Consider the following 21264-nt stretch of genomic DNA (forward strand, 5'->3'; position numbering starts at 1 on the left):
AAACCGCCACTCACCGCGGACGCCAAGGCGGGGATGGAGTTTGTCACTTAGTAAGTGACAAGTGGGTTCGATCAGGTGAGGGAGTCGCGCCAGGTTTTGCCGCGTTCGAGGCGGGCGCGGAGGGTGGTCCAATCGCGGTTGGCGAGAGCGGACTTGAAGTGATGGAGTTCGTCTTCGCAGGCGTTGAGGGCGCGGAGGATTTCGTCGCGGTTCTGCTGGAGGATATCGATCCACATGGTGGCGTCCGAGGCGGCGATGCGGGTGGTGTCGCGCAGGCCGTTGCCGGCGAACTGCGACCAGTTGGCCGGTTTGCCGTGGAGGACGTTACCGAGGCTGGTGGCAATGACCTGAGGGAGGTGGCTGATGTGGGCGACGATTTCGTCGTGCTGGTCGGGGGCGAGGGTCACGACACGGCTGCCGAGGTCGCGCCAGAATTTGACCAGGGCGGTCAGGCGGGCGTCGTCGGGCTCGCCGTGCGGGGTGACGAAACAGGTGCGGTCGTGGAAGAGTTCCGGGTCGCCGTGCTCCCAACCGGTGAGGGCGCTGCCGGCCATGGGGTGGGAGCCGATGAAGGTCGCACCGCCGGTCGCCAGGGCGGTGTGGCCGTGGCGGCAGATCTCCGCCTTCACGCTGCCCACGTCGGTGACGGTGGCGGTGGCGGGCAGGTGGGGCGCGATGCGGTCGACGAGGTCGTTGATGCGGGTGACCGGCGCGGCGATGACGACCAGGTCGGCGGCGGCGACGGCGGCCTCGGGGGAATCGGCCACGGCGTCGCACCACGGTTGTTCGGCGAGGGCCAGTCTCACCTCGGGGCGGCGCGCCCAGATGGTGATGTGCCGGGCGGCGTCGCGGGCACGGGCAGCCTGGGCGACGGAGCCGCCGAGCAGACCAGGAGCAAGGATGACGAGGTTGTTGACCACCACAGGTTGTGAAACGGACCGGGACGGGCTTTGTCGAGTCCGCCCTTGGGTCGTTGATTTTTCACGGGGGGGTGCTTGTGTCGCGCGGACCATGCCTTACGTGAATCGAAAACGAACCCGCTACCGGGTGTGGGAGAGCAGTGGCCGGTTCGTGCTCATCGCGATCGGGCTGGGGGTGGTCGGTGGCTTGTGGTGGTGGTTGAGCTCGTTGGGCCCGCAGGGGGCGGGGGCGGTCGGACGGGGCGCGACGGATGATCAAGAAATCGCCGCCCGTCGAATCGAGGTGGAGGCCATCCTGGCCGAAGTGGGGGCCGGCGGGGCGGAGGACGAGATTGCGCGCCTGGAGCAGGCGCGTGACTTGCAGGAATCGATTCTCGCGGCCGGGGGCGCAAATGGTGGGGCTGATGCGCGTCAGTTGGCGGGGATCGAGCGGCAACTGGCCGATGCACGGGCCCGGCGGCTGCGCGACCGGATCCGGGCGGAGCAGGCGGCGGGGGAGCGCGCGCTGGCGGAGGGCGAAACGAGCGAGGCCGCGCGGCACTGGCAGGCGGCGTTGGAAGCGCAGCGCGAGGTCAACCGGTCGGCGGCCGGACCGGCGGCGAAGAACTTTGTTTTGGAAACGCGGTTGGAAGTGGCGCTGGCGGAACTTGAAGCGGCGCCGCTCGCGGCGGAGGTGGAGAGCGCGCTGACGGCCGGCCGGGAGGCGGTGGCGGCGGAAAATTGGGCGCGGGCACTTTCCGCCTACGCGGTGGCCAAGGCGGGGCAGACCACCCTCAACGCTGAGTATTCAAAAACGAAATACGCGAACACGCTGCGCCTGGGCGAGATCGAGCGGGAGCTGGCTTCGCTCGACGCGGCGGCGGTGGCGATGACCGTCGATGAACGAGAGGCGGAAGGGGATGCGGCCTTGGCGGCCGACGACGACAAAGCCGCGGTGGCGGCCTTTGCCGAGGCGCGGCAGATTCAGGAGCGGGTGAACGCGGAGTTTCCGCGCAGTCGTTTTTTGTCATCGGCGCGGGTCGAGGAGTTGGAGGCGAAACGGCAGACCGCGGCGAGTCTGCCGCGCCTGCGGCGTTTACGGGAACTCGACCGCGAGATTGGGCGGCATCTGGGTCTGCGGGAGGTGGAGTCGGCGGTGGCGGCGATCGATGCGGCGATGGCACAGATTGAGGATCTGCAGCAGCACCTGCCGAAGAGTGAGCAACTGGATCCGGCCCTGGGCCTGAAGTTCAGTTTTTTGGCGTCGCAACGCGATCGGCTGGCGGAGGTGCAGGACGCGGTGTTCGAGCGTTTGCGACCGCTGCCAGGGGTGGGGGAGTTTCGCTTGCTGCAGACCGAGGTGCCCCAATCGCTTTATCTGCAGGTGATGAAGACGAACCCCAGTCGACGGGTCGGCCGGGCGTTTCCGGTGGATTCGGTGAGTTGGTTCGAGGCGCGGCAGTTTTGCGAGCGGTTGGGGTGGATGCTGGGGCGGCCGGTGCGCCTGCCGCGGCAGGCGGAGTTTGTCATCGCAGTGGGTGGACTCGCCGAGGCGCGAGCCGCGGCGGAGGAAGCGGTGACGCTGCGGGGGGACGCTCCTTCGGAGAGTCGGGCGATGGCGGCGGGCGCGCCCAACCGCGCGGGGTTCTTCGACCTGATCGGCAATGTCGCCGAATGGCTCGATGCGCCGGCTGGTGACGTGGGGCGGGAACCGGCGCCGGTGGCCGGCGGCAGTTATTTGGATGACCTCGAAGTGTTGGCGGCGCTGCCGGTCACGGAAATGCCGCGCTCGGACCGGGCGCGGCATCTTGGATTTCGGGTCGTGGTGGAGACCGGCGTGGCGCCCTGAGCGCTTATTTCACGCCGCCCAGTTTGAGGATGCGATCGAACTCCGCCTTGCGGAGGGGCATGACGGAGAGCCGGCTTTGTTTGATGAGGGCGATGTCGGCGAGGCGGGCGTCGGCTTTGATCTGCTCAAGGGTGACCGGTTTGGGCAGCGTCTGGCCGGCCTTGAGCTGCACGGCGACCCAGCGCTCGTCGTCGGTCGTCGGGTCGGGGTAGGCGGTCTTGGACACGGTGGCGATGCCCTGCACTTCCTTGAGGCTGACGCTGGCGTAGAACAGGACCTGGTCGCCCTGGCGCATGGCCTGCAGGTTGTTGCGGGCCTGGTAGTTTCTTACGCCGTCCCAATCGGTGGTGCGGTCCTTGAGCAGATCCTGCCAAGCATACTTTTCGGGTTCCTGTTTAACGAGCCAGTATTGGGTTGTCATGAGAAAGTGGGGACAGTGTGTTTGCCGGTCCACCGGTGGGCATGTCCCGACAAAGGTCAAACTTACGCATTTGTTGGATATTCCGCTCCGAGTTGCTTTCCTAGGCGAAAATGAACCGCACGCTCCTGCCCATCCGCATTGTTTTCATCGCGCTCTGCGCGGCGGCGGGTTGGCTCGTGTGCTATTCCGTGCGGGAGTGGGACGAATACCGCATCATCGGCATGTTCGTCGGCATGTTGATCGGCGTGTTGGTGGTGTTGGTCGACCTGATGCTGAAAGGCTTTTCGCTGCGGGGATTGTCGGCGCTGACCTTCGGTCTGGCGGTGGGATCGGTCATTTCCTACCTGCTGGGCACGTCGCCGCTGTTCGTGCGCGGCGACGAGCAGATCATCTATCTGTCGCGACTGACCCTGTTTCTCGTCGTCACCTACGTGTGCACGGTGATCGCGCTGCGGGGGAAGGATGAGTTCAATCTCGTGATCCCCTACGTGCGTTTTGTGCCGCACGAGGTGGATTCTCCGGTGGTGGTGGTGGACACCAGCGCCCTGGTGGATGGGCGCATCGCCCGCATTTGCGAAACCGGTTTTCTGAGCGGCGCGCTCATCATCCCTCGCTTTGTGCTCGAAGAGCTGCAGCGGGTGGCCGATTCGACCGAGATGGGCAAACAGGCCCGCGGTCGGCGCGGTCTCGAAGTGCTGGCGGGTTTGCGCCGCATCAAGACACTCGACCTGCGCATCCACGAAAGTGAGGCGAAAGCCGAGGAGGTGGAGGCCAAGTTGGTGTTCCTGGCGCAATCGATGAAGGCCAAGCTGCTCACCACCGACTACAATCTCGCGAAAATGGCCGAGTTTCACGGCGTGCCGTGGCTCAACCTCAACGCCTTGGCCAAGTCCATCCGCCGCGAGTTGCTGGTGGGCGAGACAATCGAGATTGATCTGGTGAAGACCGGCCGGGAGGAGCACCAAGGGGTTGGTTACATCGAGGATGGCTCGATGGTGGTGGTCGAGGAGGCGCGATCGATGGTCGGCTCGCGCGTCACGGCCGGCATCACCAGCATCCTGCCCTCGGCGGGCGGGAAGTTGATCTTCGCGCGCTTGATGGGCCCCAATGACTGACGGTGCCGGGTGTGGGCTGGGCCCGGCGTGAATCAGTGGTGGCCGATCAGACGGGATAGCTCGTTCGCGGCGGCGATGACTTTTTGGGCCATTTCGGGAATGCGCTCGGAGGTGAAGCGCAAGGTTGCCGCGGTGATGCCCATGGCCGCGACCAGATCGCCCTTGGCGTTGACCACCGGCGCGGCCAGGCAACGCACGCCGTGATTGAACTCCTCGTCATCAAGGCCGAAACCGCGCTCCCGGGTTTCGTCGGCGGCGGCTTCGAGCTCGGCGAGGGTCGTAAGCGATTTGGAGGTGCGAGCCTTCGGGGGAAAGCGTTCCATGATCTCGCCGATGCGCGAACGGTGGAGGAAACCGAGGAAAACCTTCCCGGTGGCGGAGGCGTAGAGGTCGGTGAGGGTGCCGGGGCTGGAGGCGGCCCGCAGCGGGTGGGGGCTGTCGCAGACTGCGGCGATGAGCGAGCGATCGTCGCAGGGGAGGGCGAGGTGCGCGGTTTCGTCGGTGGTTTTGCTGAGTTTCTCCAGGACCGGCAGGGCCAGATCGCGCAGCTCAGTGTCGGCCAAGGTGCGGCTCCCAAGATGGATCAGCACCGGGCCGAGGAAGTAGAGTCCGGCCTCTTTTCTCAGGAAACCCTGCGACTCGAGCGTCGTCGTGATCCGCAACGCGGTGGTTGAGGGGATACCCAGTGGTTTCGCCAGCTCGGTGATTTTGTAACCCCGGTTCTCTTGGCCTATAAGTTTAAGAACTCGGCAAGCATTCCTGAGATTAGGGATAATATACTTTTCGTCCACTATTGAACAAAGACGGCCAGATAAGCCGATCGAGTTCAAGTTTGAACCTAGATTTGATGATTGAATTTTGGGAGGACTGAAAGGACGGCGCGATGGCGCAAAAAGTTCAAATGTGAAGTAGGGATTCAAAAACGAATAAACATGCGTTGACGGATTGGATTGTGGGTTCAATGGTGACCCTAACTTTCAAATGTGAAAGTGTGTTGCCCCTGTCCTACGACAGCCGAGGTAGCCCCCAGACCCCAACCCCTGCCACCAACCTACCATGTCGGAAAACTCGTTCCCGCGAGTGCGAACCGCGTTGTTCGCTCGTTTCGCCTATTCGCGCGTCATTTTCATGGCGCTTTTTGCCCTCCTCGTGACTTTGCCTGCATTGCAGGCCCAAGACGGCGCGGCCGCCATCACCGGCCGCATCAGCAATGCGGTCACCGGAAGTTATCTCAACAATGCCCGGGTGACCGCGGTCGGCACGGGCAAGACGGTGTTCACCAACTCCTACGGCGAATTTCGTCTCACCGGCCTGCCTGCCGGTGAAGTGACCCTCGAGGTGTTCTACACCGGCCTCGACACCAAAACCGTCACGGTCTCCGCTGCGGCGGGTCAGACCGTTGCGCAAAACGTCGCCCTCATCGACTCCGCGCTCACCGGCGATACGGATGTCGACACCGTCCTGCTCTCGGAGTTTATTGTGCAAGCGACCGAGCAGGCGAACGATGCCGTCGCCATCAACGAGCAGCGTTTCTCCACCAACCTCAAGAACGTGGTTTCAGCCGATGCTTTTGGCGACGTGACCGAGGGTAATCCCGGTGAGTTCCTGAAATACCTGCCCGGTGTTTCGGTCGATTACGTGGCGGCCGACGTGCGTTCGGTCTCGGTGCGCGGTTTCGGCTCGGCCTTCACCTCGGTGAACGTCGATGGCAACCGCATGGCCAGCGCGGCTTCGTCGGGCGCCAGCCGTTCCTTTGAGCTCGAGCAGGTGTCGATGAACAACGTGGCCCGCCTCGAGGTCGTGAAGGTGCCGACACCATCCATGCCGGCCGACTCCCTCGGTGGCTCGGTCAACCTCGTGTCGAAGAACGCCTTTGAGCGCGACAAGGCGGAGTTCGAATACCGCGTCTACACCAGCATCAGCGACGAGGACCTGACCCTCAGCCGCACGCCGGGACCGTCGGTGGAGCGCACCTACAAGGTTCGCCCGGGCTTCGACTTCAGCTACTCGAATCCGCTCAGCGCCTCCTTCGGCTTCATTCTCAACGGGCTGCATTCCGATCAGTTCAATGAGCAGCACCGTTCCCGCGCCACCTGGCAAACCAGCGGCGGCGGCGCCAGCGTGGAGACGCCCTACATGCGCACCTACACCGTGCAGGATGGACCCAAGGAAACCCGCCGCGACTCGATCGGCCTCAACCTCGACTGGAAGGTCACCGATCGCAGTGTGCTGAGCTTCGGGTATCAGTGGAACGACTACGATTCCTTCTTCGGCAATCGTAACTACAACATCAACGCCGGCTCCAATGTCCCGACCGGCAGTTTCGGCGCCGACTACACCCAGGGCCGTTCCGGCGCGGGCGAAGTCACCGGCGGCATGTCGTTCCGCAACAAGTTCGGCACCACCAATCACGCCAACCTGAACTGGAAGTTCTATGGCGATGATCTCGAGGTGAACGCCGGGGCCTACTACTCCTACGCGACCAACAAGTATCGCGACATCGACAACGGTCACTTCTCCGGCGTGAACACCCGGGTGCGCTCGCTCACCGTGCGCCATGACAACGTGAACGGCATCAATGCGCCGACGATGACCATCGTGAACGGCAGCGGGGCCACCGTCGATTGGACGGACCTGAACAACTACAAGCTGCGGTCCGTGCGTTCCCAGCAATTCGACTCCTGGGATGAGTTCACCGGCTTCAATGTCGATGTGACCAAGCACCTGGAACTCGCCGTGCCGTTCGACCTCAAGGCCGGCGTCAATGTGCGAGAGCAGGAGCGCGACATCATTCGTCGCCAGGACGACTACAACTATGTGGGCCCGGACGGCCGGGCCGAGACCAACGATGACTGGGCGGCTCCGTTCATGGACGAAATTTACGTGAACCAGGACCCGCACTGGGGCCTGCCTGCGCCGCAATACATCGACCCCTACAAGGTCTACCAGCACTTCCTCGCGCACCCCGATTACTTCCAGGCCAACGTCAACAACTGGCAGAATCGCGCGCAGAACGACTACAACCTCACGGAGAAGGTTTCGGCGGCTTACCTCGAGGGCGATTGGACGCTCATGGACGGTCGGATGAAATTCCTCACCGGCGTGCGTTACGAGAAGACCGAGATCGATGGCATCGGCTTCCTCTACAACCCGGACGGGCACCTCGACGCCAACGGCAATCCGCTCACCAACGACGTGGCCACCCAGCGTCGTCTGCAATACCAGCGCCGCGCCGCCTCGGTTTCCCGCGACTACGACGGCTTCTACCCGAGTGCCCACCTCGTCTATAACCTCAATGACAACCTCGTCCTGCGCCTGGCTTACGCCAAGACGATCGGTCGCCCCGACTTTGCGCAGATCCTGCCGGGCACCGTCATTGATCCCTACGACAACCCGATCGCGGGCGAACCCGGTGGTGAGATCACGGTGCGCAACACCGGCCTCAAGCCCTACAGCGGCGACAACTTCGACCTCTCGCTGGAGTATTACTTCGAGCCGGCGGGCGTCCTCTCGCTGGGGGTGTTCCACAAGGACATCACCGACTTCTTCGGTGGCACCGCCCGGTTCGCCGACCAGCAGGATCTGATCGATTACAACCTCGACGATCAATACCTCGGCTGGGACCTCGTCACCTCGCTCAACTCCGGCGACGCCAAGATCACGGGTTGGGAGTTCAACTATTCGCAGCAGCTCACCATGCTGCCGAGCTTCTGGAAGAACTTCTCGGTCTTTGCCAACGGCACCTTCCTCGATCTCGATGGTAGCAACACCGCCGACTTCTCGGGCTTCATCGAGAAGACCGGCAACTGGGGCGTCTCCTACGGCGGCAAGCGTTTCAACGCGAAGTTCAAGTGGAACTACCGCGGCGAACAGTTCCGCTCCTTCCGCTCGGGCCTCGGCACGAATGGCGCGGAGTATTACGATGCGCGCCTCTACCTCGACGTGAACTTCGACTACAAGATCAACGATCGCATCACCGCGTTCCTCAACGCCCGCAACGTCCTCAACGAGCAGCAGCTCCTGCAGCGTTACGGCAACGAGCTGCCCGGTTACGCCCACGATTACCAGGCCGAAGAATTCGGCGTGCAGTATGCGATCGGTATCAAGGGCAAGTTCTGATCGTCGCCCCGCAATCCGGTTGAACATCTAACCATCAAACTTCCGGTCCGGCCATCACCCTTGATGGCCGGGCCGCGGAGTCCCACTTTCTTCACGTTTCATGCAACACTTCCACGACTCCCACCCAGCCGATTTTGATCGGTTGACCTCCGCCGAGTTGAGGGAGCGCTTTTTGTTGCCGCGCCTTTTCCGGCCGGGTGAACAGCGCCTCCATTATTGGGACGTGGATCGAACGGTGATCGGTGGCGTGGTGCCCACCGCCGACGCCATCACGCTGCGCACGCCGCCAAATCTGGCCGCCGGCAGTTTCTGCGAACGGCGCGAACTGGGTATCATCAATCTGGGCGCGGCCGGCACGGTCACGGTCGGTGACACGGTCCACGACCTGGCGCCCCAGGATGGCCTCTACCTGGGCCGCGGGGCAGCGACGCCGATCTTTGCTTCGGTCGATGCCGCGAGCCCGGCGCAGTTTTATCTGCTCAGCTACCCGGCGCACGCGGCGCATCCCTCGCAGGTTGTGCGTTCCGCCGACTTGGCCGGCAACACCCTCGGCAGTTCCGCGACCGCCAACGAACGCACCATCTACAAATATTTCGCGCCCGGGGTGGTCACCACTTGCCAGCTGGTCATGGGTCTCACCGTGATCTCCCCCGGCAGCGTGTGGAACACCATGCCGCCGCACACCCATCTGCGTCGCTCCGAGGTGTATTGCTACTGCCGCCTCGCGCCGGACTCCGTGGTCATGCACTTCATGGGACCACCCCGCGCCACCCGTCATCTGGTGATGCGCGACGGTGACGCGGTGATTTCGCCCTCGTGGTCGATCCACTCGGGTGCCGGCACCGGCGCCTATGCCTTTGTTTGGGGCATGGGCGGCGAGAATCAGGAGTTTTCCGATATGGATGCGGTCGCGATGAGCGACCTCGCCTGAACCGCCCTCCACTCATGAGTGTTCTGCCCGCGTTCAGCCTGTCGGCGCAAATCGCCGTCGTGACGGGAGCTTCGCAGGGCATCGGCGCGACCTTGGCGCAAGGCCTTGCCGAAGCCGGCGCCGATGTCGCGCTGCTCGCCCGCGGCGATTGCCGCGCAGCCGCAGCCGCTGTCACCGCCGCCGGCCGTCGCGCGCTGGTGGTGCCGGTCGACCTGAGCGAGGCGGGGCAGGGCGCCGCGGCGCTTGCCCGCGTCGAACAGGAGCTGGGTGCCCCCACGATCCTCATCAACAATGCCGGCATCATTCGTCGGGCGGATTTTCCGGATTATGCGAAGGCGGACTGGGACGACGTCATGGCGGTCAATCTCGATGCCGTCTTCGAGCTCAGCCAGGCCTTTGCCCGGGCCTGCCTCGCGGGCAATCGTGGCGGTCGCATCATCAACATCGCGTCGATGTTGTCCTTTCAGGGCGGTATCCGCGTGGTCGCCTACACGGCCTCGAAGAGTGCGGTGCTCGGGCTGACCCGCGCGTTGGCCAACGAACTCGCGCCGCAGGGCATCAACGTGAACGCCATCGCGCCCGGTTACATCGCGACCGACAACACGGCTCCGCTGCGGGCCGACACCTCGCGCAACGCGGCTATTCTCGATCGTATCCCCGCCGGTCGCTGGGGCGATCCGTCCGATCTCGTCGGTGCCGCCGTTTTTCTTGCCTCCCCGGCAGCAGCCTACGTCCACGGCACCGTGCTGGCCGTCGACGGCGGCTGGCTTGCCCGCTGAACCTCCCAACCCCGTCCACTCGCTCACGCTCACGCTCGCGGTGACCCGCTGCCGTGGCCGCGAGCGTGAGCGAGTGGCTCCCTTGCCATGCTCCGTCGCCCCCTCGTCGTATTCTGTCTGTTTGCCGCCGCGGTCGTTTTGCCGCTGCGTGCCGACCGTTTTCTGGTCACCGTTTCCCACGACCTCGCGGCCGCCCGCCCGAGCGAAACCATCGTGTTGCCCTTCGCGGCGGTGCGTGAACGCCTGCCCGACGTGCGCTTCGACCATGTGCAGGTGCGGCGCGCCGACACCGGCGCGCTCGTGCCGTTTCAGATCACCAACTTCACGCCCAACGTGCGCCCGGCGCAGTATGACGAGCTGATCTGGCAGCATGACTTCGCGGCGGGCGAACACCGCGCGACTTTCATCGTCGAAACCACCGAGGCCGTGGTGCCGCCGTTTCCTTCGCGCGTGTTTGCCCGCCATGTGCCGGAGCGGCTCGATGATTTCGCGTGGGAAAACGATCGCATGGCGCACCGCGCCTACGGACCGCGGCTCAACAGCGCCGAAGCCGGCAAGAGCCAGCTGCGCAGCGCCGGCCTTGATTACTGGGCCAAGCGCGTGCGCTACCTCATCGTCGATCGCTGGTATTTGAAGGGTCACGACGCCTACCACGTCGACAGCGGCGAGGGGCTCGACATGTATTCGGTCGGCACGCACAGCGGGGTGGGGGGCACCGCTATGTGGACCGGCACCATGGCGATTTCGGCCGGCAACTGGCAGGCCGCGCGCGTGCTGGCCAACGGCCCGATCCGCGCCGTCTTCGAACTCGACTACGCCCCCATCGATCTCGGCAACGGTGCCACGCTCACTGAGACCAAGCGTTTCACGGTCGATGCCGGCCACAACCTGGATCGCATCGAGAGCCGTTTCTCCCTCACCGGGGGGACCGAGGCGCTGGTCGCGGTGGGGCTGACTCGCCGCGACGACCTGCAACCCGCGGTGACCGCCGACCCCGACTTGGGATTGCTCAGCAACTGGTCGGTTTATCCCGACGATCACGGCGCGCTTGGCACTGCGGTGCTGCTGGCTCCGGGCCGTGCTGATGGCACGGCGGAGGACGAGGCCAACAACTACCTGCTCAGCACGGTGCAGGATGGCTCCGTCGTGACCGCCTACGCCGGCGGCGGTTGGTCACTGTCCGGTGATTTTCCCGACTCCAAGTCCTGGCATGCCTACCTGCAGGCCGCCGCCCAGCGCCTGCGCCACCCCCTCACGCTTAACCTCGACCCCGCCGAATGATGCGTCTTCGTTCCGCTCTCACGTTCTTGCTGTTGTCACTCACGCCGCTGACGGCCGCGGAGATCCCCACCTTCAACGGCGCCACGCCGCTGGAGTGGTCCACCCGCCTGGCTAGGTCGGAACGCGCGCGCTACGGGGAGACCCTGTATTTCGAAGGCGCGCCGCGGGCGCGTTGGGATTACACCTCCGGACTGCTTTCGCTCTTCATGATCGATCTCGCCGAGACCATTGGTGACGACGATCTGCGCGATTACGCCGAAGGCATTGTGGGCAGCTTCGTGGCCGCCGACGGCTCGATCCGCACCTACAAGATGGCGGACTACAACATCGATATGGTGACGCCCGGCAAGGTGACGCTGCGGCTCTACGAACGCACCGGCGAGGAGCGCTTCAAGATCGCATCCGACACCGTGCGCCAACAACTCCGCGATCACCCCCGCACCAGCGAGGGCGGCTTCTGGCACAAGCAGCGTTACCCGCACCAAATGTGGTTGGACGGACTCTACATGGCGGCCCCGTTCTACGCCGCCTACGGCAAGATGTTCGACGAACCCGCCGCCTTCGACGACGTTGCCAAACAACTCATGCTGATGGACCGGCATGCATGGGTGCCCGCGGTCGAGCTGCATCGCCACGGCTGGGACGAAGCCCGCGCCCAAAGCTGGGCCGATCCGGCCACCGGCCTGTCGCCCAATCACTGGGCCCGGGCCGAGGGTTGGTATGCCATGGCGCTGGTCGACTGCCTCGATTTTATCCCCGGCATCCACCACGACGTGGAATCGATCGTCGAGATCCTCCGCCGCGTCGCGGCCGGGCTCGAGCGTCACCAAGATCCGGATACAGGCGTCTGGTGGCAGGTGCTCGACCAACCGGGCCGCGAGGGCAACTACCTCGAGGCGACGGCCACGTCGCAGTTTGTCTACGCCTTGGCCAAGGCGGTGAACAAGGGCTACCTGCCGCGTGACCGCTACGAGCCGGTGATCCGCAAGGCCTACGCCGGGCTCATCGAGCAATTCGTGCGCGTGAACGACGCGGGGCTCACCGAGCTCACACGTTGCTGTGCCGTGGCGGGGCTCGGCTACACCAACAGTGCGGGGCGGCCACGCGACGGTTCGTTTGAGTATTACGTCAGTGAGCCCATCATCGCCAACGACCCCAAGGGCACCGGCCCGTTCATCGGCGCGGGCATTCAGGTCCAGCAACTGCTCTCGACCCCGGCGCACGCGACCCCGCTGCGCGTGACCGGCTGGGCGGACTACGAACGTGTGCTCGCGCGGATCAAGGCGCCGACTTTTCCGGATCGCGATTTCGCCATCACCGATTTCGGTGCGCGGGAAGGTGCGACGGTCAAGGCCACCGAGGCCATCGCCGCTGCCATCGCGGCGGCACACGAAGCCGGCGGCGGTCGGGTGGTGGTGCCGCCGGGCGAGTGGCTGACCGGCGCGATTCATCTCAAGAGCAACGTCAACCTGCATGTGAGCGATGGCGCGGTGCTGAAATTCTCCACCGACCCGGCGGACTACCCGATGGTATACACGCGCTGGGAGGGCATGGAGTGCATGAACTACTCGCCGCTCATCTATGCGTGGGAGCAGCGGAACATCGCGATCACCGGCGGTGGCACGCTCGATGGTCAGGCCGACTGGGACAACTGGTGGAGTTGGAACCACAAAGCCGCCGGTCAGCCGACCAAGCAGGTGCCCGACCGCAACCAACTCTTCGCCATGGCCGAGGCCGGGGTGCCGGTGGCCGAACGCGTTTTTGGTCCGGGCACACACCTGCGGCCCAACTTTATTCAACCTTACCGCTGCGAGAACATCCTCATCGAAGGCGTCACCGTCATCCGTTCGCCGATGTGGGAGGTGCACCCGGTGCTCTCCCGCAACATCACGGTGCGCGGTCTCACGATCCGTTCGCACGGCCCGAACAACGACGGCTGCGATCCCGAGTCCTCGCAGGACATCCTCATCGAGGACTGCCTCTTCGACACCGGCGACGACTGCATCGCCATCAAGTCCGGTCGCAACAACGACGGTCGCCGCGTGAACGTGGCGTCGGAAAACATCATCGTGCGCAACTGCACCATGAAGGACGGCCACGGCGGGGTGGTGCTCGGCAGCGAGTGTTCCGGCCACATCCGCAACGTGTTCGTCGAAAACTGCACCATGGACAGCCCCAACCTCGACCGCGCCCTGCGCTTCAAGAACAACGCCGTGCGCGGAGGCATCCTGGAGAACGTCTTCATGCGCAACGTCACCATCGGCACGGTGGCCGAGGCCGTGCTCACGATCGATCTGCTCTACGAGGAAGGGCCGCGCGGCGACCACACGCCGATCGTGCGCAACGTCGAGATCGATAACGTGACCTCGACCGGCAGCCCGCGCGTCATGTTCGTGCAGGGCTTCGACGGCGCGGTGATTGAAAACATCCGCATCAAGAACAGCACCTTCTCCGGCGTGACTTCGGCCGAGGTCCTGTCGCACGCCCGCAAGGTGAGTTTCGACAACGTGGAAATCATTCCTGCCAGTGGCGCCAAGGGGCGCAACTCGGTGCCCCCGCCGCCGACCTCGTTGCATCAGGCCGGCCATTGATGGGCGGGAGCGCGCCTTGCGTATTTTGACAATCACCATGCGGATTAGCGCCTGCCGGCCGGAGCCGGCCTTGCGCTAGGCTTTTGTGCTCCCTTTTCTGCCTTCCCCTGCGGGCGCTCCGGTGTTCGCAGGGCACAAACGAGACCGCCTCCGTGTCGTCGTTTGCCCCTTCCTCAACCCCTGCACCCATTCATGCGTAAGGAAACCTCCTTTCTCGCGGTCGGCCTCGTTCTCGGAGCGTTGTTGACGGCCACTTGTTTTGTCTTCCTGCAGCGCGCTTCGTCCCAACGTGGTGGCGCCCGCACGGTGCTCAAGTTGGGACACGCGCTCGACCAGTCGCACCCGGTGCACGCCGGCATGGAGTTCATGGCCGAGCGCTTGGCGGAGATTTCCGGGGGCGAGATGGAGATACAGATTTTCCCCAACGGCCAACTGGGTTCGGAACCGGAAACGGTCGAGCAACTCCAGCGCGGCGCGCTCGCGATGGTCAAAACCTCGGCCGCGGCGATGGAGGGTTTCGTGCCGGAGATGGCGGTATTCGGCCTGCCGTATCTATTCCGCGACGACGAGCACTACTGGCAGGTGCTCAACGGTCCCATCGGCAAGGAGCTGCTCGAAGCCGGTGCGCCGGTTGGCATTCACGGGCTGTGTTATTACGATTCCGGCAGCCGCAGCTTCTACACCATCGACGGTCCGATCCTCGAACCGGGTGATGTGGCCGGCGAAAAGATTCGCACCCTGCAGAGCCGCATGGCGATGGACCTGATCTCCACCCTCAAAGGCGCGCCGACACCGATTCCGTGGGGCGAGCTCTACACCGCCTTGCAGCAACGCATGGTGGACGGCGCGGAGAACAACCCACCGAGTTTTCTTTCCAGCCGCCACTACGAGGTGGCCAAGCATTACGCCCTCGATGAACACACCCGCATCCCGGACATGGTGATCTTCAGCCAGACGGTCTGGGAAACGCTCAGCCCGCAGCAGCAGGCTTGGATCGAGCAGGCGGCCGCCGAATCCGTGACCTTCCAGCGTCAACTCTGGGCGGAGAAAACGCAGGAGGCCCTGGAGCAGGTGAAGGCGGCCGGCGTCACCGTTTACACGCCGGACAAGACCCCGTTCGTCGAGGCCACCGCGCCGTTGTATGAACAATTCAAGGACACGCCCATCGGTCAGCTCGCCGCGCGCATCCGGGAGGTGAAATGAAGACGGAGTTGAAGGTTGGTCCGTGCTGTAGCCGGGGTCGGCGACCCCGGTTCGTGTGCCACTCCGCCATTCTTCCGGGGTCAACGACCCCGGCTACAGCATTCCTCACGGAGGCCCGTCGATGAGCTACCGTCTTGGTAATGAACCGACCCCGAGCAACCGGCTCTGGGCCGCCTTGGTCAACGGCCTGCAATGGCTCACCGTTCTGCTCTTTGCGCTGCTCACGCTCGACGTGCTGTGGGGCGTGCTCTCGCGCTACGTGCTCGGCACGCAAAGCCGGTGGACGGAGGAGTTCGCGATCTACGCGCTCGTCTGGGTATCCCTGCTCGGCGCGGCCCTGATGTTTCGCGAGCGCGGCCACCTGGGGGTCGACTACTTCGTGGGCAAGCTCGATCCGGCGGCGCGCCGCTTCGCCGCGATCATCGCCGAGGTCGCCATCATCGTCTTCGCCGGCTTCGTGCTGGTCTACGGTGGCACCATGCTGGTGGTCGAGACGCTGCGCTCCGGCCAGGTGACGCCGGCGATGAATTGGAAGGTGGGTTACCTCAATCTGGTCGTGCCGCTCAGTGGCCTCTTCATCATCGCCTTTTCCATTGAGCACCTGCTCACGGGTCGCACCACGGCTTCGGCCGATGAGGTTGGAAAGGAGATCCTATGAGCGTCGAGGTGCTGATTCTACTGGTCCTCTTCGTGGGCTTGCTCGTGCTCAATACGCCGGTGGCGGTGTGCATCGGCCTCGCGGCGGCCGGCACGCTCGTGAGCATCGGCGGCGACTCCAACGGCTACATCATGGCCCAGCGCGTGTCGTCGGGCATCGCGAGTTTTCCCTTGTTGGCGATTCCATTCTTTGTGCTGGCGGGCGGCTTGATGGGCGAGGGCGGCATGGCGCGGCGCTTGACGAACTTTGCCTTCGCCCTCGTGGGACGCCTGCCGGGCGGCCTCGCCTATGTGAATACGCTCACCTGCATGATGTTTGGTGCGGTGTCGGGTTCGGCCGCGGCGGCGGTGTCGTCGATCGGCGGCTCCCTCATCCCCGAGATGGAGGCCAAGGGCTACAAACGCGAGTTTGCCGTCGCGCTGACCGCGACGTCGGCCACGACCGGTCTGCTGATTCCGCCGAGCAACATCATGATCGTTTACGCGGTGGTGGCGGGCAACGTATCGGTCGCCGCGCTCTTCCTCGCCGGCGTGATGCCGGGGGTGGTCTGCGGATTGTTCATCATGGCGGTGAGCCTCGTGCTCACGCTGCGCAGTGGTGCGCTCAAGACCTCCGGCGAAGCGGTTGAGATTCCGCCCTTTGGCCGCGCTTTGTGGGGGGCGTTGCCCAGTCTCCTGCTCGTCATCATCGTGATGGGCGGCATCCTTGGGGGGGTGTTTTCCGCCACCGAAGCCTCGGCCATCGCGGTGGCCTACGCTTTTGTGCTGGGGGTGGTGGTGTATCGCGAAATTCCGCTTTCGCGTTTGCCCGACATCCTGCTGCGGGCGGCCAAGACCACCGCGGTGGTGATGTTGCTGGTGGGCACGAGTCAGGCGATGAGCTGGGTGTTGGCCTCCGAGCGCGTGCCGCAGATGGTGAGCGACGCGATGATCGGGCTGTCGAACAACCCGATCGTGATCCTGCTCCTCATTAACGTGCTGCTGCTGATCGTCGGCACCTTCATGGACATGACCCCGGCGGTGCTCATCTTCACGCCGATCTTCCTCCCGGTGGTGACCGCGCTCGGCATGGATCCGGTGCAGTTCGGCATCGTGCTGATCGCCAACCTCTGCATCGGACTCTGCACGCCGCCGGTCGGCGCGTGTTTGTTCGTCAGTTGCAGTGTGGGTCGTTCGTCGATCGCGCGGGTGGTGCCGCCGATGATTCCGTTCTTCTTTGCCATGTTGCTGGCGCTGTTGCTCACGACCTATTGGCCCGCGCTTTCGACCGCGTTGCCGCGTTGGTTGGGGCTCATGTAAGCCGCGCTTTCCTCAACCCCGATCCCATACCTCTATGACCAAGCTGTGTCCGATGGCCTGGGCCATCCTGCTGGTAGCCGCCTGCTCGCTGCAGGGCGCGCCCGAGTGGCGCAACATCCTCAAGCAGGACGAGGCCTGGTATGGCAGCGATGAAGCGCGCGAGGTGGCGCGCACGATCATGGCTTATCAGGACGCGACCGGCGGTTGGGCGAAGAACACCGACATGACGGTCCCTCCGCCGCCGGACTATTTTGCGACCCGTAGAGCCGAACATCGTCCCACCATCGACAACGGCGCCACCACCACCCAGCTCCGTTTCCTCGCGCGCGTGGCGCAGGGGGCCGTTGACGAGGAAGTCGTCGCCGCGGTGCGTCGCGGGCTGCGCTACTTGCTGGAAGCGCGCTACCCCAGCGGTGGTTGGCCGCAGTTCTATCCGCTGCGGCCGGGCTACTACACGCATATCACCTACAACGACAACGCGATGATCAGCGTCTTGGAGGTGCTGCGCGACGCCCGGGCGGGTCAGGCGGAGTGGGCGGGACTTGTCGATGCGGAGATGGCCGACGACATCGAAGAAGCGCTTTACAAGGGCGTGGCCTGTATCCTCGCCACCCAAGTCGTCGTCGATGGTGAACTCACCGTGTGGTGCGCCCAGCACGATGCTGAGACCTTGGCCCCCGCACCGGCCCGAAAATTCGAACCCATCTCACTTTCGGGCGCCGAGAGCGTGGGCGTCGTGCGTTTCCTGATGCAGTTGCCCAACCCTTCGGCGCGCACCGTGCGGGCAATCGAAGCCGCCATCAAATGGTTCGAGGCAACCGCCATTCCCGGTCGACGGGTCGAGCGGGCGGACGGCGATCAACGCCTCGTTGCCGATGCGAAGAAGGACGCCTGGGCGCGCTTCTACGAGATCGGCACCAATCGTCCGATTTTCGCCGGTCGCGACGCGGTCATCCACTACGACTTGAGTGAGGTCGAATCGGAACGCCGCGCGGGCTACGCCTACTACGGCGATTGGGCGATGGACCTGATCCAAAAGGAATATCCGGCGTGGCGTCGCCGCCTGGCTCGCCGCTCCGAGCAACCGGTCCTCTTCATCGCCGGTGATTCCACGGCGGCGGACAAACCACGGCTCACCGACCCCGAACGCGGGTGGGGGCAGGCCTTGCGCGAGTTCCTGCTGCCCGGGTGGCACGTTGACAACCGGGCCCTGAATGGACGCAGCACCAAGTCGTTCATCGACGAAGGCCATTGGGCCAAACTCGTCGCCGATCTGCGGCGGGACGATTGGGTGATCATCCAGTTCGGCCACAACGACGAGAAGATCAAATCCCCCGAACGCTACGCCGATCCCCATGGGGCTTATCGTGACAACCTCATGCGCTTCGTCGGCGACGTGCGCGAACGCGGCGCGCACCCGATTCTCGCGACCTCGGTCGCGCGGCGAAAGTGGAACGAGGCGGGCACCGAACTCGCGCCGACCCACGGGGACTACCCGGCGGTGGTGCGCGCGGTGGCGGCGGAGCTCGACGTGCCGTTGCTCGAAATGGAGCAACGCACCACGGAACTGGAGCGCAGTCGCGGCGTGGAGGGCAGCAAGGCGCTGCACCTGTGGTATGCCGCGGGGGAGCTCCCCACGCGCCCCGACGGCGTGAGCGACGACACGCACTATTCGCCCGTCGGCGCGCGGGCGGTGGCGAAGTTGGCCATTGAGGAGATGAAAAATCTCGATCTGCCCATCGCGGCCGGGTTTGCCGATGCCGTGGTCGCCACCGACGGCAGCGGAGACTTCACGGCGATCGAGGCTGCGATCTATGGGGCACGCCAGGCGCGCGCCGAACCCGGTGATGCGCCGCGCTGGATCATCCTCGTGAAACCCGGCGTCTACCGCGAGCGCGTCTACGTGCAGCAGGAGCGCGGCAACATCGCACTCATCGGCGAGAACCCGGTCACCACGACTTTGGTCGAAGGTATCCACGCCAACATGACAGGGCCCGACGGCAGGAAGATCGGCACCTTCCGCACGCCGACCCTGCACATCGATGGTCCGGGCTTCATCGTGGAAAACCTCACCATCGCCAACGACGCCGGTCCGGTGGGGCAGGCCTTGGCGCTGCGGGTCGATGCCGACCGCGTGGTGTTTCGCAACTGCCGTTTCCTCGGCTGGCAGGACACGATCCTGGTCAATCGCGGCCGCCACTACTTCGCCGACTGTTACGTGGAGGGGCATGTCGATTTCATCTTCGGCGCCGCCAATGCCGTGTTCGATCGGACGCACATTCACTGTGTCGGGAACGGTTACATCACCGCCGCCTCCACGCCGTGGGATCAAGGGCACGGCCTCACCTTCCTCGATTGTGTGATCACCGGCGCCGAAGGCGTGGAAACCTACCTGGGGCGCCCGTGGCGAGCGCACGCCGCGACGACCTTCGTGCGCACGGAAATGAGCGCGGTGGTCCGCGCCGAAGGCTGGCACAATTGGAACCAGCCCGAGCGCGAGGAAACGTCCCGCTACGTCGAACTCGCCAGTCGCGGTCCGGGCGCCAACAACGCCGCGCGGGTGGCGTGGGCGCAGACCTTGGACAACGCCGAGCCGGTGTGGACGGCGGGGGCGATTTTGGGCGGCGTGGACGATTGGCGGATTCCATCGCCGATCGCGCGCTAAGTGGCGGTGGGGCGGGCGCGGCAGCCGCCATGCGCCTCAGTTCCGGCTGAGCCGTTTGCGCCAACCAGAAACTCGCCATCGACCGGCGCATGCGAAACTGAAATGAGGACGGCGGTGGAAGGCGTGGAGTGGGGCTGCGAGCGTGCGCGAGTGGCGGGTTTGACGACTCGCTTACGCTCGTGGCTACAGGCCACCGCCTTGCGGAAAATGACAACCGACATGCGGATTAGCGCGTGACGTTTTGGGACGCTACTGCGCTATGCTGACCCTCCCGCGGTGGTCGTGGCTGATCCGGTTGGTCATCGTCATGGTTCTGCGGGAAACCACTTTTCCGCCATGCCCCGCGTTCTCATCACCACCACGTCCTTTCAAGACACCCCCGGCGCCCATCACGAGCTGTTGGCCCAGACCGGTTGGGAAATCGTCACCGCTCGCGGTCCGCTCAATGAGGCCGACACGCTCGCGCTCGTGGGCGACATCGACGCCTACATCTGCGGCGACGACCTGATCACCCGGGCGGTGCTCGAGAAGGCCCAGCCGCGCCTTAAAGTGATTTCCAAATACGGCATCGGTGTCGACAAGATCGATGTCGCCGCCTGCACCGAGAAGGGCATCCCGCTGCTCTTCACGCCGGGCGTGAATCACACGACGGTTGCCGAGCACACCTTCCTGCTGCTGCTCTCCCTGGAGAAGAACCTGCTCTTCCACTGCGACTCCACCCGCAGTGGCGGTTGGCAGCGCAAGACCGGTCACGAGCTGCTGGAAAAGACCATCGGCATCATCGGCCTCGGTCGCATCGGCAAGGAAGTCGCGATTCGCGCCCGCGCCTTCGGGATGAAGGTCATCGCCTACGACGTGTATTGGGATGAAGCCTTTGCGTCGTCGCACGACGTTTCTCGCGCCGACTCGGTGGACGACATCTATGCGGCCGCGGACTACATTTCGCTGCACACCAACCTCACGCCGGAGACGCGCGACATGATCTGCGCCGAGTCCATCGCCAAGATGAAAAAGGGCGTGCTGCTGCTCAACTGCGCCCGCGGCGAGATCGTGCACACCGACGACCTGGTGGCCGCGCTGCAGGACGGTCGCGTCGGTGGTTACGGCACGGACGTGCTCGACGAAGAGCCGCCGCGCGCGGATCACCCGTTGCTGCAGTTGCCCAACGTGGTCTGCACGCCGCACATTGGTTCGCGCACCCACGAGAGCGTGCAGCGTCAGGCGACCAAGGCCGTGCAGAATCTCATCAACGTGGCCAAGGGCGAAAAGCCCCTCGCCCAGGTCAACCCCGACGTGCCCTACATCAACGGCAAGTTGGACTGATGGCTGGCCCACGGAACACACCGACGACACGGAACCACTCCGACGCTGGTTTTTTACCACGAAACACACGAAATACACGAAAGCCTCCGCGACTTCCCATTTGCGCTGATGGCTGAGAGCTGAACGCCGATC

The 21264-nt window shown here is 64.6% G+C and carries 15 protein-coding genes; 12 read left to right on the forward strand and 3 right to left on the reverse strand.

Annotated elements, in window-relative coordinates; all coding sequences use genetic code 11:
* Window positions 1-71: 71 nt before the first annotated feature.
* Window positions 72-920 carry a prephenate dehydrogenase gene (locus AC0MRV_RS05515; protein WP_472763437.1) on the reverse strand — a complete coding sequence of 283 codons (849 nt, stop codon included), beginning with the start codon at window positions 918-920 and terminating at the stop codon, window positions 72-74.
* Window positions 921-1020: 100 nt separating this feature from the next.
* Here AC0MRV_RS05515 and AC0MRV_RS05520 point away from each other — a divergent pair, with 100 nt between their 5' ends.
* The gene (locus AC0MRV_RS05520; RefSeq protein ID WP_472763438.1) at window positions 1021-2748 is read left to right on the forward strand and encodes a formylglycine-generating enzyme family protein; all 1728 of its coding nucleotides are present in this window, start codon (window positions 1021-1023) and stop codon (window positions 2746-2748) included.
* 4 nt (window positions 2749-2752) lie between these two features.
* Here the strand turns inward: AC0MRV_RS05520 and AC0MRV_RS05525 are convergent, their stop codons facing one another.
* Complete coding sequence (locus tag AC0MRV_RS05525; RefSeq protein ID WP_472763439.1) at window positions 2753-3169, reverse strand: EVE domain-containing protein; 417 nt, start codon at window positions 3167-3169, stop codon at window positions 2753-2755.
* A 110-nt stretch (window positions 3170-3279) separates the two neighbouring features.
* Here AC0MRV_RS05525 and AC0MRV_RS05530 point away from each other — a divergent pair, with 110 nt between their 5' ends.
* Window positions 3280-4284 carry a PIN/TRAM domain-containing protein gene (locus AC0MRV_RS05530; RefSeq protein ID WP_472763440.1) on the forward strand — a complete coding sequence of 335 codons (1005 nt, stop codon included), beginning with the start codon at window positions 3280-3282 and terminating at the stop codon, window positions 4282-4284.
* A gap of 32 nt (window positions 4285-4316) precedes the next feature.
* Here AC0MRV_RS05530 and AC0MRV_RS05535 read toward each other — a convergent pair whose 3' ends face one another.
* Window positions 4317-5075: an IclR family transcriptional regulator gene (locus tag AC0MRV_RS05535; RefSeq protein ID WP_472763931.1), complete on the reverse strand. Its 759-nt coding sequence runs from the start codon at window positions 5073-5075 to the stop codon at window positions 4317-4319.
* Window positions 5076-5340: 265 nt separating this feature from the next.
* Here AC0MRV_RS05535 and AC0MRV_RS05540 point away from each other — a divergent pair, with 265 nt between their 5' ends.
* The 10 genes from AC0MRV_RS05540 (at window position 5341) to AC0MRV_RS05585 (ending at window position 21132) form a co-directional block, all read left to right on the forward strand.
* On the forward strand, window positions 5341-8403 hold the full coding sequence (locus tag AC0MRV_RS05540) for a TonB-dependent receptor (protein WP_472763441.1): 3063 nt from the start codon (window positions 5341-5343) through the stop codon (window positions 8401-8403).
* Between the two features lie 100 nt (window positions 8404-8503).
* Window positions 8504-9334: a 5-dehydro-4-deoxy-D-glucuronate isomerase gene (gene kduI / locus AC0MRV_RS05545; RefSeq protein ID WP_472763442.1), complete on the forward strand. Its 831-nt coding sequence runs from the start codon at window positions 8504-8506 to the stop codon at window positions 9332-9334.
* A gap of 14 nt (window positions 9335-9348) precedes the next feature.
* Window positions 9349-10113 (forward strand): 2-dehydro-3-deoxy-D-gluconate 5-dehydrogenase KduD, encoded by a 765-nt coding sequence (gene kduD / locus AC0MRV_RS05550; protein ID WP_472763443.1) that lies wholly within the window; start codon window positions 9349-9351, stop codon window positions 10111-10113.
* A gap of 87 nt (window positions 10114-10200) precedes the next feature.
* Window positions 10201-11394 (forward strand): DUF4861 family protein, encoded by a 1194-nt coding sequence (locus AC0MRV_RS05555; RefSeq protein ID WP_472763444.1) that lies wholly within the window; start codon window positions 10201-10203, stop codon window positions 11392-11394.
* Window positions 11391-13985, forward strand: a complete 2595-nt coding sequence (locus AC0MRV_RS05560; RefSeq protein WP_472763445.1) for a glycoside hydrolase family 88 protein — start codon at window positions 11391-11393, stop codon at window positions 13983-13985. The genes AC0MRV_RS05555 and AC0MRV_RS05560 overlap by 4 nt, the downstream gene beginning before the upstream one ends.
* Window positions 13986-14177: 192 nt before the next feature.
* Window positions 14178-15188 (forward strand): TRAP transporter substrate-binding protein, encoded by a 1011-nt coding sequence (locus AC0MRV_RS05565; RefSeq protein ID WP_472763446.1) that lies wholly within the window; start codon window positions 14178-14180, stop codon window positions 15186-15188.
* A 121-nt stretch (window positions 15189-15309) separates the two neighbouring features.
* The gene (locus AC0MRV_RS05570; RefSeq protein WP_472763447.1) at window positions 15310-15846 is read left to right on the forward strand and encodes a TRAP transporter small permease; all 537 of its coding nucleotides are present in this window, start codon (window positions 15310-15312) and stop codon (window positions 15844-15846) included.
* An 8-nt stretch (window positions 15847-15854) separates the two neighbouring features.
* Window positions 15855-17144, forward strand: coding sequence for a TRAP transporter large permease (locus AC0MRV_RS05575; RefSeq protein ID WP_472763448.1), 1290 nt, complete (start codon window positions 15855-15857; stop codon window positions 17142-17144).
* A gap of 34 nt (window positions 17145-17178) precedes the next feature.
* Entirely contained in the window at window positions 17179-19809 is a 2631-nt protein-coding gene (gene pelA / locus AC0MRV_RS05580; RefSeq protein WP_472763449.1) for a pectate lyase, read from the forward strand.
* A gap of 336 nt (window positions 19810-20145) precedes the next feature.
* Window positions 20146-21132 (forward strand): phosphoglycerate dehydrogenase, encoded by a 987-nt coding sequence (locus AC0MRV_RS05585; protein WP_472763450.1) that lies wholly within the window; start codon window positions 20146-20148, stop codon window positions 21130-21132.
* Window positions 21133-21264 lie beyond the last annotated feature (132 nt).

It is taken from the genome of Actomonas spartinae, assembly GCF_051209155.1.
Taxonomy (GTDB): Bacteria; Verrucomicrobiota; Verrucomicrobiia; order Opitutales; family Opitutaceae; genus Actomonas.

Coding starts and splice junctions, on each gene's coding strand:
- AC0MRV_RS05525 (WP_472763439.1), bottom strand. CDS start 3,169: ATGACAACCCAATACTGGCTCGTTAAACAGGAACCCGAAAAGTATGCT.
- AC0MRV_RS05585 (WP_472763450.1), top strand. CDS start 20,146: ATGCCCCGCGTTCTCATCACCACCACGTCCTTTCAAGACACCCCCGGC.
- kduD (WP_472763443.1), top strand. CDS start 9,349: ATGAGTGTTCTGCCCGCGTTCAGCCTGTCGGCGCAAATCGCCGTCGTG.
- AC0MRV_RS05570 (WP_472763447.1), top strand. CDS start 15,310: ATGAGCTACCGTCTTGGTAATGAACCGACCCCGAGCAACCGGCTCTGG.
- kduI (WP_472763442.1), top strand. CDS start 8,504: ATGCAACACTTCCACGACTCCCACCCAGCCGATTTTGATCGGTTGACC.
- AC0MRV_RS05530 (WP_472763440.1), top strand. CDS start 3,280: ATGAACCGCACGCTCCTGCCCATCCGCATTGTTTTCATCGCGCTCTGC.
- AC0MRV_RS05565 (WP_472763446.1), top strand. CDS start 14,178: ATGCGTAAGGAAACCTCCTTTCTCGCGGTCGGCCTCGTTCTCGGAGCG.
- AC0MRV_RS05560 (WP_472763445.1), top strand. CDS start 11,391: ATGATGCGTCTTCGTTCCGCTCTCACGTTCTTGCTGTTGTCACTCACG.
- AC0MRV_RS05555 (WP_472763444.1), top strand. CDS start 10,201: ATGCTCCGTCGCCCCCTCGTCGTATTCTGTCTGTTTGCCGCCGCGGTC.
- pelA (WP_472763449.1), top strand. CDS start 17,179: ATGACCAAGCTGTGTCCGATGGCCTGGGCCATCCTGCTGGTAGCCGCC.
- AC0MRV_RS05540 (WP_472763441.1), top strand. CDS start 5,341: ATGTCGGAAAACTCGTTCCCGCGAGTGCGAACCGCGTTGTTCGCTCGT.